This window comes from Flavobacterium anhuiense, assembly GCF_900101855.1.
GTDB classification, from domain to species: Bacteria; Bacteroidota; Bacteroidia; order Flavobacteriales; family Flavobacteriaceae; genus Flavobacterium; species Flavobacterium anhuiense.
In genome coordinates this window covers 178,835-197,211 of sequence record NZ_FMVC01000009.1, presented here as the reverse complement: position 1 = coordinate 197,211, position 18,377 = coordinate 178,835, and the positions used below count along the sequence as shown (strand labels likewise).

Sequence of the window (18,377 nt, the reverse complement as noted above, 5' to 3'; positions counted from 1 at the left end):
GTAAAAAAAATGACAAACTTTAACAGCATTATCGCTATTATTAGCATTATTGCAATTCAGCAATAATGGCGAGGTGCTATATAAGTTTGTAAAATATAATTTATTAGAAACCTCCCAATTGGGAGGTTTTTTATTTTAAGGATAATTAAAAAGTCGCCACGAATTCGAAAATTTATCTGTTCAAAGAATATAAAAAATAATTCGGGAATTCGTGGCAAAAAAAACAAAACATCATGAGTTTATTTGAAGAAGTACTTAATGCCCAAAAGCATCTTGAAAATGTAGTTACCGCAACGCCTTTAACGCAAAATTTGAATCTTTCAGACGAATTTGAATCGACTATTTTACTAAAAAGAGAAGATTTGCAAATTGTTCGTTCATATAAGATTAGAGGCGCTTATAATAAAATTTCTTCGTTAAACGAAAAAGAAAAAGCAAACGGAATTGTATGCGCCAGCGCAGGGAATCATGCTCAAGGTGTTGCTTATTCCTGTAATCTCTTAAAGATCCATGGTAAAATATACATGCCAAAAACCACTCCAAAACAAAAAGTAAAACAAGTTCAACTATTCGGAAAATCATTTGTTGAAATTGTTTTAACTGGAGATACTTTTGATGATGCTTATGCTTCTGCAACTGCCGATGCCATCAAGAATCATAAAACATTTATACATCCTTTTGATGATGAAAAAGTAATCGCTGGACAAGGAACTGTTGGATTAGAAATCTTAGAAAGTTTTAAAGAACCAATCGATTATGTTTTTGTTCCTATCGGCGGCGGCGGATTAGCTTCTGGTCTGTCTGAAGTTTTTAAACATTTAAGTCCACATACCAAAATAATCGGTGTTGAACCAAAAGGTGCTCCTTCGATGAAAACATCAATCGAAGAAAACAAAAATACGCCATTGAAAACAATCGATAAATTTGTTGATGGTGCAGCGGTTAAACAAGTTGGCGACAAAACTTTTGAAATCTGCCGATACAACTTAGAAGATATTATTCTGGTTCCAGAAGGAAAAGTCTGCACCACAATTTTAAGATTGTATAATGAAGAAGCCATGGTGGTTGAACCTGCTGGGGCTTTAACAATTGCTGCCTTGGATTTTTATAAAGATAAAATTAAAGACAAAAATGTGGTCTGCATTGTAAGTGGAAGCAATAATGATATTGAAAGAACTGCCGAAATAAAAGAACGCTCCTTACTTTACGAAGGTTTAATGCACTATTTTATGATTCAGTTTCCACAACGTCCAGGAGCTTTAAAAGAGTTTGTCAATAATATTTTAGGTCCAGATGACGACATCACGTATTTCCAATTTGCTAAGAAAAATAGTCGCGAAGTAGGTTCTGTTGTGGTTGGTTTAGAATTGAAAAACAAAAACGACATTATGCCAATCAAATTGAAAATGACCGAAAATGGTTTTGAGTTTCAATATCTGAACGACAATCAGGATTTATTTACGCAATTAATTGGATAAAATAAAAAACAAAGGCTGTCAGATGGGATGACAGCCTTTTCAAATTCAATACAAATTACTAATTGAATTGTGGATGTAATTATTGCTTCAAGATTTTTTTCGAATACGAACCTTTACTATCGTTAACTTTTACAATGTAAACACCTTTTGGCAATCGAGAAATTTCTACTTCTGCTTGATTTCCTTTTATAAATTTTACATTCTTCTTTAAAACTGGCTGTCCAGTAATATTGAAAACCTGCACTTCAGCATCTCCCTCATGATTCGTATCAATTTTTAGAGAATCATCAGTTTCATTTACAAAAATAGTCATATCATTTGAGCTTGTATTTTCAACTACAGTCGTTTGTGCTGCTAAAGCACTTTTTGCTGTAGAAGATTCAACCTGCACCAACTGCCACTGCTGATTTAACCCTCCTGTATAAGACCAAACCTGAATATTAGCACCATTTGCTGTAGAAACATTTTCAACATCAAGCGATTTGCCACTGTTTACGTTTATAATTTTATAATAACCTGTGCCAAGACTTGTTACCGTCCATTTGAATTCATTTGAAGACGAGAATGTTTTCTGCTGTACTTTTAATCCATCAGCTGTTCCGTTATTTTCAACAGCCAAATACATTCCAGTCGATTTTACGATAATGTAATAGTTACCGCTTCCGTCAGAAACAAATTTCCAACGCTGATTACTTCCTCCACCATTCGTTACATCATACTGTTGAATTCTACTTCCGCTCGTAGTGGCATTGTCAGCCACATCTAAACCTTTGTTACTGTTTCTTGAAATAATGTTATAATATCCAGGAAATTCGGTAGTAGGTGGTGTTCCGGAGCTCCAAGTAAAAGTAACTGCTGATGAAGCTGGAACAGCATAATTAAATGCCGAAGATCCTGAAACCACTTTTATTGTATTTGATGAGCCGCCAGAATTGTATACTACAAGTGCAGTTGACCCGTCAGGGTTTTTGAAAGCAGCAGACTGAATACTGCTGTTTGTGCTTGAAGCCCCAATTCGCACAGCACCCGGTTTCACAAATTTTGAAATCTGACCAATAATATAATACGCTACATTTTTAGTATAACTTGTGCTGCTATTTACTGTAATAGCACCTAAGCAAGTGCTGCATCCTCCTGGAGTGCGTGGTCCTAAACTTGAATTGTTGGCAGCATTCCATTCTAAAACTGTTTTAGACCAGTTATTGGTGCTTCCAATAACAACGTTTTGCATATGCCAGCCAAAATCGCCGCTAAAACTTCCGCCAGAACCCGTGTATTGTTCCGTAAAATAAACGTTTTTATTAGTAGCATTTTTTACTGTTGACATTGCTGAGATGTTTCCTAAATACAAGTGAAATGCCGCTCCATCTACATAAGAACTATTGTTTAAAACATCAATAGGATATGCCGTATTATCACAATTGTGGTCAAAGGCAATGATTTTAATGTTTCCGTAACCAGCGGCAGCCATTTGCGGACCAAGTTGCTGGTTGATGAAATTCTTTTGTTCGGTAGAATTCATCAGCATACTTGGCTCATTATGCGGATTTTCTGGTTCATTTTGCGGTGTGATTGCCCAAATATTAATACCTTGTGCTTTCATTGCATCAAAATATTTTACGAAGTATTTCGCATACGCTGCATAATATTGCGTTTGTAGAGATCCTCCAACCCAAGAACCATTGGTTTTCATCCACCTCGGTGCAGACCAAGGCGTTGCCAAGATTTTGATGTTTGGGTTAATTAGCAGGATTTTTTTAAGAATTGGAACTAAATAGGTTAAATCAGGTCCATTCAAACTGAAATTGTTCATGTTCGTATCTCCCGAAGTTTCGTTATAACTGTAGGAAGAACTGCTTAAATCTGAAGCTCCAATACTGATACGAACAACGCTTGCATTTAATCCTGTTGTCGGATTGTATAAATCATTCAACAATTGGTTTTGCTGAGTCGCTGCCATTCCAGAAATAACTTCACAGCTTCCCTCGGTAAGTGTATAACCGAATCCGTCCATGGTTTGATAGGTCGTTCCTGCATTTACTGTTACGGTGGAAGGGTTTGTTCCTGAATTGGTTCCGAAGCTTACAGTTCCCTGCTGCTGTAATAATTTACTTTGATCTCCTGTAGTCATCCACGGAGTTACCGTCTGAGCATTTAAGCTGTTCATGAATAAAAGCGTACTGCAACATAATAGTTTTAACGCTTTACGTACCCGAATTGTAGGTGTTTGAGTAGTTTTGTGCATTCTTTTGTGGTTTTGGTTTGATAATTAGCTTTTTCTTATTTATTCAGTTTTATTTTACTAAAACAACACAATATTATTAGTATTTTTATAAAATTGTCAATTTTTTAACTTTACAAATACACATCAAATTAAAAAAACAGCTATAACAAAAACTGATCTTATTGTTTTTCAATACATTGTAAAACAGTATTTTAAAAAATTAAAAATCATAAAAAACTTACTTGTAAAAATCGAAATAACTCATCATAAAATATAAAATCTATACAATTCCTTACAAAACACGATTTTGCCTAGCAATTAAAGGACATATGACAATTATCAGGAAAGCAAAAGAAAGATATATTGTATTTTTGCAGTTTATTTAAAATACAATAAAATGACAGCTTTAAAAGATATTTCGACAATAGAAGACATCCAGCAAATGGTTAATAGCTTTTATGCAAATGTTAGAAAGGATGATCTAATCGGGCCAATATTTAATGATAAATTACAAGATCGCTGGGAACCCCATCTGCAAAAAATGTACAATTTCTGGCAAACCATTTTATTTGATGTTCGCGCTTATTCTGGAACACCTTTTCCGCCGCATAAACAATTACCTGTAGACAGAACGCACTTTGACCGATGGATTGCTATTTTTAATTCAACAATCGATTCGCAATTTGCGGGACCAATAACTGAAGAAGCTAAAATGCGTGCTACGAATATGGCCTTTATGTTCAGCCATAAAATTGAATATTTTAGAAATGCAGAAAATGAAATGAGAAATACAGTAAAAAAATCTTAAAGAATTTCTTTCAAATACAAAGCAGAATTTTATATTTGATTAAATGAATCAACCCAAAATCTATTTATGAAAAAAGTAATTTTCTTTATTGCAATCTGCTTCTCATTTTTAAATCAATTATCAGCACAATCTCAAACTTCAGTTTCTAATTTATATAAAGGAACTGTTGACGGAAAAACTCCCATAACAGTTTACATTAAAACAGAAGAAAATCCCTGTACTGCAGATTTAATGTTTACTTCAATGTACCGCTATAATAAATCTAACAATTGGATTCAGCTGAATATTACTCAGGGCAAAAAGAAAGAAAACGAATTTGTTATGGTAGAACATGGCTTTAGCGGTGTTTTAATTTTGCAGAAAAATGGAAATACATTTACCGGTTTATGGATTAGTCCAGACACTAAGAAACAATTAAAAGTTGATCTCAAAGAAGCTGCAATGACTAAAAAAGAAATTGAAAATTTCGAAAAGACAATGGAAAAGGTGAATTATGAAAATAATGACTGCTAAACAGCATTTCTTTTATCTTTATAAAATCTACAAAAATGCAATAAAACTCACTTTCGAATAAAAATTTTGTGATGGATGGTAAAAAATCGAGGCATAAATTCGTAATTTTACATTTTAAATCTACAACGTTTTCGAAATGAATCCAAATATTGAAACCAATCCGTTATTAGAGCGATTGCCTAAACATTTACAGCAATTTATTAAACCTCAAGATTATAGCGATTACACTCCTATCAATCAGGCGGTTTGGCGATATGTGATGCGTAAAAATGTAGATTACCTTTCTAAAGTTGCGCACGATTCTTACCTGGAAGGTTTGCGTAAAACTGGTATCGAAATTGATTCTATTCCGAGCATGTACGGAATGAACCGAATTCTTAGCGAAATTGGCTGGGCAGCGGTTGCCGTTGACGGATTTATTCCTCCAAATGCGTTTATGGAATTCCAAGCGTACAATGTTTTGGTTATTGCTTCTGACATCAGACAATTGGAACATATTGAATATACCCCTGCTCCAGATATTATTCACGAAGGTGCCGGCCACGCTCCAATTATTGCCAATCCTGAATATGCTGAATATTTGAGACGTTTTGGCGAAATTGGCTGTAAAGCGATTTCTTCTCACAAAGATTATCAAATGTATGAAGCGATTCGTTTGCTTTCTATATTAAAAGAAGCTGAAGATACTCCACAAGAAAAAATTGATGAAGCCGAAAAAGCAGTAGCCGATTTGCAAAATGATATGGGCGAATTGTCTGAAATGGCTCAAATTAGAAATCTGCATTGGTGGACAGTTGAATATGGCTTGATTGGAACAGTTGAAAATCCGAAAATATATGGTGCGGGATTGCTTTCTTCAATTGGCGAAAGTGCCCATTGCATGACCGATAATGTGAAGAAAATCCCTTACGATATTTCGGCAGCCAATCAGAATTTTGATATTACACAATTACAGCCACAGCTTTATGTAACGCCAACTTTTTCTCATTTGAGTTTGATTTTAGAAGAATTTGCTAATAAAATGGCTCTGCGAACTGGAGGTCTTTCCGGAATTAAAAAACTAATTCAATCAAATGCTTTGGGAACTATTGAATTGAGCACTGGTCTGCAAATTTCAGGAGTTTTTACCAATGTCATTGAAGAAGAAGGAAAACCAGTTTACATCCAAACAACAGGAAAAACAGCTTTGGCTTATCGTGAAAAAGAATTAGTTGGCCATGGAACTTTAACGCATCCACACGGATTTGGAAGTCCGATTGGAAAATTGAAAGGTTTTAATCTTGCGATTGAAGATATGAGTCCGAAAGATTTACAGGCTTATAATATCATTGAAGGCGAAAAAATAAAATTAGAATTCGAAGGCAATATTATTGTTGAAGGAGAAATTATTACAGGTTCTAGAAATCTTCACGGAGAAATTATTTTAATTAGTTTCAAAAATTGCACTGTTACTCATGGCGAGACGGTTTTATTCCAACCTGAATGGGGCAATTATGATATGGCAATTGGCAAAAAAGTAATTTCTGCATTCTCTGGTCCGGCTGATGTCAATAGTTTTGATTTAATTAATATTGTTCCGTCAACCAAAACCATCAAAGCCAAACATACTGATGAGCGTGACGAATTAGAACATTTATACGCAACCGTTAGAGATATTAGAACGAATAAAGGTGCTAAAATAGAATTAAAATCAGTTTTTGAAAAGCTAAAAAATAATCATCAAAACGATTGGTTACTGTCTGTTGAAATTGCTGAGCTTTTAAAAGATTCTGAAGAGAAACAGCTTTTACAGGAAGTATTGGTTCATTTAGATCAATTGAAAGTAAAACGTCCTGAAATTGCGCATTTGATTTCTGGCGGTTTGGATTTGATTTTTGATAATTTGCCACAATCCCGATAGCTATCGGGACTAAAATGCGAAGTTTTTTATTAAGTAAATAACATAATATTTGTCATTTCGACGAAGGAGAAATCTCCGCAAGTAACTCCGCAACGAGAATCCAATCTTTGTCGAGCCTCTCGTGGAGATTTCTCCTTCGTCGAAATGACAAAATTGTGGAAAATCTGTTTATGAAAACTAGCCAAGAATTTGGTATTAAATCATTTTAATCCTTTAATCTGTGGCAAAAATTCTTTGCGACTCTGCGTCTTTGCGAGATTCTTTTATAGCTTTGACCCCAAATCCTGACTTAATTCAGTTTCAGATTCAATAGTTTTTCCGTTGTATTGCAGTTTCCAGCCCATTGAATTGGTCATGATTAAAATCTTAGACAATTCGCTAATAAGTCTATTTTGAGCATTGGTTTTAAGAGTAGAATTTTCGATTTTTTTAGCCAGATTCGCTTTTACCGATTTATTGATTTTATTGTAATCGTCACCCGTAAACGGATTCAGTTTGCTTTGTTCAACATCGTAAAACTGAATATCTGGATTTATGGTAATTTCTTCTTTCGGAATATTTAAAATTGTGATGGTTTTGTTTTTTTCATCAATGTCATATTTCATTTGATGGAGATCGTAAGCCACCGTCACATTGGCATTGACCACAATGAGTGCTTTTTTCTCAAAAGAAATCATATCCATCAAATACTTCTGCTGATTTTTATAGGTAATGACTTCTGAAAAATGTCCTTCGGTAACAACCAGCTTTCCAACATTAAGAATCTGCTGTTGAATTAAATTGGTATTGTATCGAATATCTGAATCGTCGTCTTTTTTGAACTGGCAATATTTAAACCCCAGAACAATTACTAAAACAATAACTCCAACACCTATAATTCTTTTAATCAAGTTTTGCATTCCTCTAAAATATTTTAGACCAATTTACTTCTTTTTATTCTTTTTTCCTGCCACGAATTCACGAATTTTCGCTAATTCTTTGTCTATTATTTTTTCCAATTTCACAAATTAAAAAATCCCTTTAATTCAATTATGAGCAACACATAGATTATAATAATTCGTGAATTCGTGGCGGAAAAAACTTTAAAAAGGATATCCAATAGCGATATTCAGAATTAGGTTGTCTTTTCTCCAAGAACTGCTTCCGAAATTAATATCGTCAATCACCCAACGTTGTCCGTCAGGCAATGCAGGATTACGTAGCGGAATAGCTAAATCGGTTCTTAAAATCAAAAACGACAAATCGAAACGTAAACCAGCTCCGGCTCCAACGGCGATTTCTTTCATAAAATCTTTTGAAATTTCCGCTCCAGGTTTATTTGGATCGGCATGTAAAAGCCAGATATTACCAGCATCTAAAAATATTGCACCTCTTACAATGCTGAAAAGCTTTGCACGGTATTCGGTATTGAATTCCAGTTTCAAATCAGCTGATTGATCGGGAGTGTAATTATTGTTTGTTGGTGGCGGAATAACATAACTTCCTGGCCCTAAAGTTCGTGCCCTAAACGCGCGAATACTATTGGTTCCTCCCACTACAAATTGTTTCGATGCCGGAAGCGTGTTTGAATTTCCGTAAGCAAATCCCGCACCGACAATTAATCTGCTGGCTAATTCGCTTTCTTTTCCGAGTTTTAAATAATGTCTGAAATCGGATCTAATTTTTACGTATTGGCTAAACGGAACATCAAATATGGTCTTAACGTTATTCGGATAATCTGCTCCAGTAAATAACCCTGTTAAATTTCCAGCTAAATCTAATTCACCATTAAAATAAATGGTATGCTTTTTACGCTTCTGCATCGTATTGGTATACGTATAATTATAGGTTGGGCCAAAAATCAGCTGTTTTTCAATTACTTTTCCTAAAGCTGGATCTTCGTCAATGTCTGCGAGATATTCTGGTGTAACGTGATTCGGACTCACATAAGTCACATCAACAACATTTAATTGATGTTCCTTACGAATATTTTCTTTCCACATATACCCAAAAGAAGTATTAAAAGAATTCAAAGCATATAACTGCGTTCGTTTTTGATATTCATAACGGAGCGTTGCTTTGGTTCTTGGCACATATTCGCTGTTCCCTTCAATATGAAAAGGCGTTATAAATCGTGGCCAAGTCAAACTAACTTCTGCTCCCAGTTTGTAAATGTTTTTCCCTTTATTGACTCCTCCCAACTGAAAATCGGCGCCACCAAAAACAGAAGCGGTAAACAATTCTGCACCTCGCAAAAAGTTTCTGTTGTTCCAGTTTAGATTTAATTCTGTACCTGTATAGCTTGCAGAATTGGTTTTTCCGATAACTTCTACACGAATAAACTTCTTAGGCAAAAGAGTCAAATAGTAGTACGAATCTAGAGCGTTAGGAATTGAATCTGAGGGTTTGAATTCATTCTTCACAAAACTGAAAGTTCCAAGATTTACAAATCGGTTTAAGGTTAAATTGTGGTCTTTTCGATTGTAAACATCTCCTCTTTTAAAATAAATTGTTCGATCGTAAATTCTTGGTTTAAAAGTATCTGCTGTATCAATTATGGTAAAATCTTTGTATTGCGTGATATTTCTTTTTCTATAAACTGCACTATCATTGGTAAGCGAATAATTTGGGTACACAAAAATCTTATCAATTTTATAAGCGGTCAAGGCTTTTACAGGTGTATCATCCTTTATTACCAATCTAATTCGTACTTCGTGATCCCCTTTACTGCTGTCTACTTTTGCCAAAATATAATCTGGATTAAAATAGAAATAGCCTTTTTCTTTTAATCTTGCATCAATTCTTTCTCTTTCTGCCTTTATGACGTCTAAATCATAAGGATTTCCAACTTTAAGAAGACTTCTTTTATGGCTTCTCGCAATAATTTTTGACATTTTAAGAGAATCGTCTGGAAAAGTTACGCTTTTTATAATATACTGTTTTCTTGGTGTCACAATATATTCTGCGGTTACTCTTTTATTTCGAACAGTTGAATCGGCGCTGACACGGGTTTTGAAATATCCTCTGTTTTCTGTAAAATTTCGCAAAACCGAAGCATTATAATCCAAATCAACCTGGCTGAAAAGTACGGGCGGTTCTCCCACTTTGTTACGCAGCCAATATCTCGTTCCCTTATCTTTTTTAGGTTCCCCAGCAAGATTGTATATCAATAATTTAGGTCGAAGACCCAAAAACTGTTTGTTCGGTTTTGGGCGTAGCAGGCCTTCTAGTTCATTTTCCAACGCTTTTCGATCTTTCTTCTTCATAATCGAATCTTTTATGGTAACAGAACCGCCTGTATAAAGCAACTCGCCTTCAGGAAGATACTTTGTATTGCTGCATCCTAAAACAAAAAATAAGGAAAGCAGCGCGATATACTGTAAATATATATTTCTATGATTATGTTTTTTGCTCATTTCCTTCAATAGTTTTTTCGTCTTCGTTCTCCTGCAGTTTTTCTTTTTCTTTGTCCTCTTTCTTTTTTTGCTTTTCTTTTTCCTTGCGAATTTTTTCTTCTTTTATCAACTCTTTTTCTTCTTCTGTGCGATGAAAAAGCTCTCTAAATTTATTGTAGCTCATTGTAATTACAAATGCAACTCCTGTCTCGATTACCTGACCTTCAACCGCAACCTGATATTGATTTTTACGATAAGCACGAATCATGTAACGGCCATCTTTTGTTAATTGATAATCTAAAGCGACATCACCTGCAATATTGGTAGATTCTTCATTGGCACGTTCCTGGCCTTCTACTCCAAAACTGCTTCCAACAGTAATTTTCAATCGATCATCGAGTAATTTTTTAGAAACTTCGACATTTAAATCGGTTCGGTTTTGCATGGTTCCTGTTGTATAATCTTCTGTCGATTCTAAATCAAAATTGACTTCAAATCCTTCAATAAGATCTCCAGCCAGATTATTCAATTGTTGCGAAAGTATTTTGCTCACACTCTGTCTGGCAAAAGATTCTGCACTTACACCGCCGCTTTCGCTTGCAAAAGGATTTTCGCCCACAAATCTGTTCAATAATAAAAGGGCAAAAACTTGTTTGTTCAGTTCAGCTGGATCTTGTTCCAGCTGTTTAAGTTTTGTCTGAGTCATTTCTACGACATCTGTAGAAACATTATAATTTCCTTCCGGAAGCACTATTCCAAATGAGATTTCTGGTTTCAGCAATTCTCCATTCATTTTTAATAAGGTCTGAAAAGGAAGCTTTTGCTTGTAGGTGTTTTGCACCGCTTGAGGTTCACCTTTTATCTGATTTCCTAATAAATCAATTGGCGCTGTGTTTACTTTATAAATCGCTGTAATATTTAAAGTTGCCATTGTCGGTTCGCCATTCCAAGTGATAAAACTTCCTTTTTGAATATCAAATTTTCGTTTAATTCCGTTGAAATTCATTTGATAAGAACCGTCTGAAAATTCATATTTCCCAGTCAAAGTTGTCTTTCCTGATTGATCGATTCCTCCAACTAATTCTGCTTCTCCTTTCAAATTCAAATAATCGCCATTTCCTTTATCAATCAGCAAAGTCAATTCTGCTTCTTTATTGATCGAAATAGCTACATTTACATCCATTCCTTTCAATTCCGACTGATTTAGTTTGTTCTGCATATCAACCGTTTGCTTCAAGTACAGATTATCTTCGTCAACAAATTCTACAATCCCTTCTCGGTCTGCTATTGACGGATCTGACTGTGGCATTACGACTGTAAACTTGGTTTCTTTATTAATTTTGATCGTTCCGTCAACCACTGGACTGTCTAGATTTCCTTTGATATTTAGTTTTGTATCTAAAAACAAATCGCCATAAAATAAATCATTGTCTTTTGCTTGCGAGTGAATCGCTCTAAAATCGTTTGCCTCAACCAGCAGATTGAAATTATACTTCACAAAATCTGGCGACTGAATGGTTCCGTTTACAAACAGTTCATTGTCATTTTCATCAAAAAGAGAGAATTTATCAAATGAAATTGTTTCGTTATTGAAAGTGATTTTTTCGTTTTTGGTTTTAAAGTACGAATTGAGCTGTGTGACTCTAAAACCAGCGTCATTAAAATTCAATTCTCCATTAATTTGTGGAGCAGAAGTATTTCCTGTCAACTTGAAATTTCCTGAAAGAAAGCCTTGTCCTTCAGTAATATTTCCCATACTGAAACCTTGAACGCTTTTGATATACAATTTGTTAATGGCTACATCAAAATCAAAATTTCCTGAATCTAACTGATAATCTCCCGTAAGTTTTAAGTCATTTCCTTCATCGCTCAAGGCTACATTTGCGGCAAGTGTATTGGCAGTTTTATTGTCAACTTTTATTTCTAAATCTCCTACTTTTGAACCTTTAAAAGTAAAATCATCAATTTTCAAATCGGATGTAAAAGTTGGATTTGTCATCACATTTTCAACCAACGCATTTCCGTTAATCAAGCCTTGCATCAATAATTCATCTTTTTTAACCATGTTCATAATGGTTTCAATTTTGAAGTTGACAAAATCAACTTGTAAAGGCGCATTATCCTGATTTCCTTTCGATTGAACTTTCAATTCGTTTCCATTATTACTCAAATTGAATTTATTGACATAAAGTCTTTTCTCTCCAAACTCGATTGCATTTTCAGGATCAACATTCCACTTATCATAATTTAAAATAAAGCTGTCTGCATCTAGTTTTACAATATTTTTAGAATCTTCTGCTTTAAATTCGCCCGCAATAAAATATTGCTGTTTTTGTTTTGCATCTTGAACTTCAAGCGCATAGGTCAAAGTATTGTTTTGAACTTCTCCGCTCAAACTTGTAAACGGAATTTTTAAAGAACCGCTTTCAATTGTCGCTACAGAAACTAAATATTCCAGCGCATTTTCTTTGGCTTCGATATTGATTTTCCCATCTGAAATGGTATTGCCACCATAAACAATTCTTGGAATCGTTCCTTTTACAGTTAAAGAATCTGTTTTATTATTATAATTTCCATTTATCGTAAAAGGCTCTAATCCAGTTAATTTTGGCAACAATTTAAAAAGAACAGGATCATTGTCTACTTTGAGCATAAAAGCCAATCGTTGCTCATCTGATTCTGCATTGACTTTTGGATTTTTGAGATCAATATATTTTGATAATGATTTTTGGATTGAATTTGCCAAAGTTGTCAATTTATATTTTCCGATCATTTCGGCTTTTAAAAATTGAGACGAAATTTTGATCGAATTGCTGTCTTTATCTGCAAAAGCCAAAACTCGAACAGAATCTAAAACAATTGGTTCTGCTTCTTGCAAAATTTGAATATTTGAAAGAAACACTTTTCCGTTTAAGAAATCAGGATTACTGTTGGCAATATCTGCATCGACATTTCCGCGAAGCTTCATTGGTCCAGCGTGCAGATTTAGTTTTTCTAAATCGGCAATATCAAGATTCAGCTTTAATTGTATGGTTGGATATTTATCTTTTGTGTCGCCAGAAGCAGTTAAATTAAAATTCAAATTTGGGTCTTGCATTCCAGATTTTACTGCAAAAGAACCGTTTTCGATATTTCCTTTTAATGCTAAATCTCTATAAGTATATCGATTAAAAACTGCTTTCTGCACCAAACCATCAATCGCTGCATTTGCGGTTTTAGGATCTAAGCCGTTTCCTTTAACTTTCGCCTTAAGCGTAATTTTTCCGATTGAATCGTTTTTAATTAAACGCCCTAAATCAAAATCCAACAAGTAAACTTGCGCATCGTATTTTTCTCTTTTTTTAACACGCTGATCAAATAAAGCATCGACTTTTGCATTTCCAAAACTGCTCGTTAAAGCCATATTGGTTTTAAAATTCTGAACCGAACCTTTAAATTTTCCTTGCAAACTTAATTGAGATGGCAACTGAATATTCTTCGGAATTGTTCCTGCTGGCACAAACATATTAATGTCTTTTGAAGTCGTCGAAGCTTTTTTGATATCCAAATCGTAATACGCTTTTTGTGCATCTGGCAATCCAGCAATTTTCCCCGAAAGGGAAACTTTTGTAGCGCCAATTCCGCTCATTTCAAACTTCGAAATATTCAAATCTTTTACTTTTCCGCTCACACGGCTGTCCACATACAAAATCGCATTCGGGTTACTTTTAAACGGATTTGTATTTTGAAGATCGGGAACAAACAATAAAATATCTTTAAAACCAATTTTAGATTGTTTCAAATTGGCATCAAGGGCAAGATTTCTTAAATCTTTCTGAATTGATTCAAGTGATGTATATTTCGCTTTAACTTTATCCTGAACGAGAGTCTGCGGTGTTTTTAAATACAGGTTTTCCAGCGAAGCATTTTTCGGTCCGTAAAAGAAATCGGTTTTGAAAGACTGAATCTGCAAACCGCTTTTTTCGTTTACGGTTAGCGTTTTAATATTTCCTGAAATCGTATCATTTCCATAATATAACTTCTCTGCTTTAAAATTGAATTTATCCAAATCCAAGTGTGCATAATCAATTCCTTTTGTTTTAGGTTTTGACTGTTCATCATCAAACTTGAAAGCGATGTTTTCTAGATTGGTTTCTTTGAGTTTTACTTTCCAGCCTGCTTGTTTTATGGCTGTTGAATCTAAGTCAGGGGCTTGAATTTGCTTATCTTTTGCACCAAGACGTAAATTTCCTTTAAGATTTTTAACTTCAAAAGTATTAAAATCCAAAAACTGTTCATTAAGATTGATCTCATTTACTACTAAATTTAAATTTCCTAAACTAATACCCGAATTTAATTTCGAGTCTTTATTATCATATAAAATATCTATTTTAGATAAAGTGATTTTATCCAATGCCAATTTAAAATCTGGACGTTTCGAAACTGTATCCACTGTTTTGACTGAAACTTCAGCAATTTTCTCTACAACATCTTGATCTAAAACTATCTTCAATCCATTTAAATTAATTGTGGGAATATTAAAGTCCATTTTATCAAGATCAAACCTTTTGAATTTAGTATCAAAATGCGTCAAATTGACTTTGATATCATTCTTCGAAAAATTATCTTTAAAATTGAATTTAACCTGATCGAGATTTACTTTTACTACAGAAATTTTAAACGGTTTTGCATCAGGATCTTCTACTTTTGGTTCTTTAGATTCGAATGCTTTTATAATATAATCAAAATTGAAAACGCCGTCTTTGTTTCTGGAAATATTGGCTTTTACATTTTCTAATGAAACCGAATTGATTTCGAGTTCGCTGCTTACGAGTTTAAAAAGATCAACATCAACCTCTAATCGTTTACCAGCCAGCAACGTATCTTTTTTTTGATCTTCAAAATAAAAACCTTCCAGAACTACATCTTTGGGAAATTTAATTAGAATTTTATCAAGAGAAACTTTGGTTTTGATCTTACCTTCAAGATAGGTAATGGCTTTGTCCTTAACGAAATTTTGAACCGACGGAACCTGAATTAAGATTATGAGAAGTAATAAAAGCGCAACTACAGAAACCACGCACCACATTACGATACGAAGTGTTTTTTTAAGAAAATAAACTGGTTTCCTATTCATACGTCAATAAAATCGCTTAGATTAAAATTGCTTCTGAAAAAAGCAGGGTTACACATTTTACAAAAATGTAAAATTTAAACCTTAACAATTTACATAATTATGAGCAATTATTCTAAAATTTTATTGTTGCATTTGCCACGAAGGCACTAAGACACGAAGTTTTTTATATTAACTGATAACTTTTTTATGAGGGTTATTCTAATAGTTAGAATTTAATATGCGGCAGTTTTTCTCCTATGATGTTTATTTTCTGCTGTAGTTTTGATAAGAACTTCTGGTGCTGTTCTGATTCTGGATTAAAGCTTCGATGGCGCAGGCTTTTTTGAATTTCGTCTACTTCTTTCATTACTTGAACACTTTCTTCTGAAACATAATTTTCGCTAAAAAGTTTCCAAATATAATCTATCGCAATCTGATTGGGATGCAACATATCTTCGTTATAAAAACGATAATCGCGAAGTTCATCCATCATGATTTCGTAAGAAGGGAAATAGTTATGAATTATGAGTTTTGAATTATGTGTTTTTAAAACTTGATGTAAAGCTGTAAATAAATGTGATTTGCTTAATTGATTTTCTACAAATCCGTCTTTGATATGTCGAACTGGGGAAATAGTGAAAATGAAATTTATATTGGAGTTTACAGTCTGAATAATTTCAATTGTATTTTGAATACTTTTTTGAATGGCTTCTGCCGACAATAATTCTTTTGAAAATTGTTTTTGAGGCACTTTATGACAGTTGGCTACAATTTCATCTTTTTCAAGATTTCTATAAATCCAAGAAGTTCCGAAAGTAATGATAATATGGGTCGCTTCTTTAAGTTGTTTATGGGTTTCTGTTACAGCTTTATTCAGAGTTTCTAATAATTCTTGACGGTCAGAATTGCTTAAATCTGAATGTACTTCAAAGCTATGCCAACGCTCGTTATGGAAGAAAACATCTTTTTCTTCAAACCAATCTTGTTTAGAAATTCTGCTAAATAATTTTTCAATTGAAACCGGATTAAAAATAATCCCAAACGGATTGGTTTCATTCTGAAATTTAAAATAATCAAATTTCTCCGCCATATTTTCTACAAAACAAGACCCAATAGAAAGTATTTTCGAATCGTAATTGATTGGACTACTACTTTTTGAAATGGAAATTTGGGTTCTGAATTGCATGATTTTGAAATTAAATACGAATTTCACCAATTTTAATCAATAAAAAAACCAAATACAGAAGTATTTGGCTTTTTTATAAATTTAAATATTACTTAATGTTAATACGTATATTCAATTTCATACTCAATATTTTTTCCTCCTCCATCAAATGAAGTATGTTTTGTTGGGTACGAAGCATCATTATAAATATAAGTCGTTAAATAAACCGATGGATTCGGAAATTCAGTTGTTGTTCTTGTAGTTTTTACAATATTATTAGTTCCAAATCCATCAATTTCGTTTAATAACAAATTGAAACCTAGTATATTTTTCAGGGGATTTTTTTTGGAATCGTATTCAAAAACTAATGTTGCAGTTGAAGAACCAGACTTTTCTTCCACTTTTATTAAGTTTCCATCTTTATACGTTAAAGTTCCTTCTCCACTTTTAGTTTCGGTTTTCTTTATATTATCAACGGTGTAATCAATGTAAGAAATTATTCCATTAGAATTATGAGTATAAACCACTTTCTCAATATAATAACCGTCGGGATATTCGACACTTATGTCTTCTCTAAAAACTTTAGTTTTTAGTTTTCCATTTTCATAACTATATGAAACTTCTTCATTTTTAATTTCTTTCCCATTTTCTATATCAAACTCTTCTTGTTTAATTATCACATCTCCATTGTATGTAAATATTGTTTTTGAATCTTCTTTAATGATATTTAGAATTTTATTACCATCGTAAGTTAAAGTTCCTTTACTATTTGTTCCTAAGTAAATAGAAGGGTAAACATAAGAAATCGTCTTTGGCAATGTAGAATCAATTTCTTGCAAAGGAGAATTTTCATCACTTGAACATGATGATAGGATTAAAGCTATAGCGCCAAAAAGCCATAATTGTTTTTTCATAATTGAGAGATTTTGTTATACTTTTCAAAATTAAGAAAGCCAGAAGCATTTGCAACTGGCTTAATATTATTAATAAGAATCTTCAATTATTAATAAAAATATTCCGTAGTACCTAGACTGTCAGACCCGTTATCAACTTCTTTAGTTGGATATCCTTGCTCATTATATGTAAAAGTACTGTTTGTCCACAAATTACCATCTGATGTATCTGTAAGGATATTGAATTTAACGCCATTTGCTTCTCCATCAACAAATGCAATTTTATCCATTCCCAAAATATTTTTTGTTGGATTATTTTTATTATCATAAGTATATTTATGATTTGGTGAGTTAGAACTTATAATTTCGCTTACTTCACCATTTACAAATTTAATTGTAGCTGTTCCCGAAGCAACCGTTTGAGAAACATCACTTCCTGAATACCCTTTTACTGAAATTGTACCATCTGCATTATAAGTATAAACTTCCTTGTAACCTCTTAATACCGCTACACCTTCCTCTTCTTCATATTCAACTCTTAAAAAAGTTGATAGCTTTCCATCATTAGTGTATGTAAAAGTATTTACTTGTTCTGACTTTCCATTAGGAAGCTTGTAATCAATTTTTGTAATTAAATCTCCAGTGTAAGTATAATACAGATTGAAAAATCCAGTATCATCTGTTACACTTACTATTTTGTTACCATCGTACTTAAAATTAACGGTAGCTTTATCACCTTCTGGACTTGTAATAACAGTTTTTTTAAGCAAAACAAGATCTGAAGAACTTGACGAATCATCGCTTGAACAAGATGTTAAAACTAGTGCTAAAGCACCAAAAAGGCATAATAATTTTTTCATATTGATTTGGTTAAAATTTGTTAATGGTGCAAACGTAATATAACCGAAATTCAAAACCTTACGTGAT

The 18,377-nt window shown here is 33.3% G+C and carries 11 protein-coding genes; 4 read left to right on the top strand and 7 right to left on the bottom strand.

All coding sequences use genetic code 11. The features are described 5' to 3' along the window. The first annotated feature begins 233 nt into the window (after positions 1-233). Complete coding sequence (gene ilvA / locus BLP44_RS21335) at positions 234-1,478, top strand: threonine ammonia-lyase IlvA (RefSeq protein WP_091136060.1); 1,245 nt, start codon at positions 234-236, stop codon at positions 1,476-1,478. A 79-nt stretch (positions 1,479-1,557) separates the two neighbouring features. On the opposite strand, the gene BLP44_RS21330 is transcribed toward ilvA, so the two are convergent. Further along, positions 1,558-3,723, bottom strand: coding sequence for an RICIN domain-containing protein (locus tag BLP44_RS21330; protein WP_091136055.1), 2,166 nt, complete (start codon positions 3,721-3,723; stop codon positions 1,558-1,560). Between the two features lie 376 nt (positions 3,724-4,099). Between BLP44_RS21330 and BLP44_RS21325 the strand changes: the two genes are divergently transcribed. From BLP44_RS21325 to BLP44_RS21315, 3 genes are all read left to right on the top strand, one after another. Then, a complete protein-coding gene (locus BLP44_RS21325; protein WP_091136051.1) occupies positions 4,100-4,510 on the top strand; it encodes a group III truncated hemoglobin in 411 nt (136 codons plus the stop codon). Between the two features lie 66 nt (positions 4,511-4,576). Beyond that, entirely contained in the window at positions 4,577-5,023 is a 447-nt protein-coding gene (locus BLP44_RS21320; protein ID WP_008466993.1) for a hypothetical protein, read from the top strand. 136 nt (positions 5,024-5,159) lie between these two features. Next, on the top strand, positions 5,160-6,923 hold the full coding sequence (locus BLP44_RS21315) for an aromatic amino acid hydroxylase (RefSeq protein ID WP_091136049.1): 1,764 nt from the start codon (positions 5,160-5,162) through the stop codon (positions 6,921-6,923). Between the two features lie 263 nt (positions 6,924-7,186). Here the strand turns inward: BLP44_RS21315 and BLP44_RS21310 are convergent, their stop codons facing one another. The 6 genes from BLP44_RS21310 to BLP44_RS21285 all read right to left on the bottom strand — a co-directional run bounded on the left by BLP44_RS21310 (position 7,187) and on the right by BLP44_RS21285 (position 18,310). Beyond that, the gene (locus BLP44_RS21310; RefSeq protein ID WP_091136046.1) at positions 7,187-7,822 is read right to left on the bottom strand and encodes a DUF4230 domain-containing protein; all 636 of its coding nucleotides are present in this window, start codon (positions 7,820-7,822) and stop codon (positions 7,187-7,189) included. Positions 7,823-8,005: 183 nt separating this feature from the next. Beyond that, entirely contained in the window at positions 8,006-10,318 is a 2,313-nt protein-coding gene (gene tamL, locus BLP44_RS21305) for a translocation and assembly module lipoprotein TamL (RefSeq protein WP_091136042.1), read from the bottom strand. Further along, entirely contained in the window at positions 10,302-15,413 is a 5,112-nt protein-coding gene (locus tag BLP44_RS21300) for a translocation/assembly module TamB domain-containing protein (protein ID WP_091136039.1), read from the bottom strand. Before BLP44_RS21300 ends, tamL begins: the two co-directional genes overlap by 17 nt. Positions 15,414-15,618: 205 nt before the next feature. Beyond that, positions 15,619-16,578, bottom strand: a complete 960-nt coding sequence (locus BLP44_RS21295; RefSeq protein ID WP_091136036.1) for a GSCFA domain-containing protein — start codon at positions 16,576-16,578, stop codon at positions 15,619-15,621. 98 nt (positions 16,579-16,676) lie between these two features. After that, positions 16,677-17,471, bottom strand: a complete 795-nt coding sequence (locus tag BLP44_RS21290) for a hypothetical protein (RefSeq protein WP_091136033.1) — start codon at positions 17,469-17,471, stop codon at positions 16,677-16,679. Between the two features lie 89 nt (positions 17,472-17,560). Continuing rightward, positions 17,561-18,310 carry a hypothetical protein gene (locus tag BLP44_RS21285; RefSeq protein ID WP_139159227.1) on the bottom strand — a complete coding sequence of 250 codons (750 nt, stop codon included), beginning with the start codon at positions 18,308-18,310 and terminating at the stop codon, positions 17,561-17,563. Between the last annotated feature and the right edge of the window lie 67 nt (positions 18,311-18,377).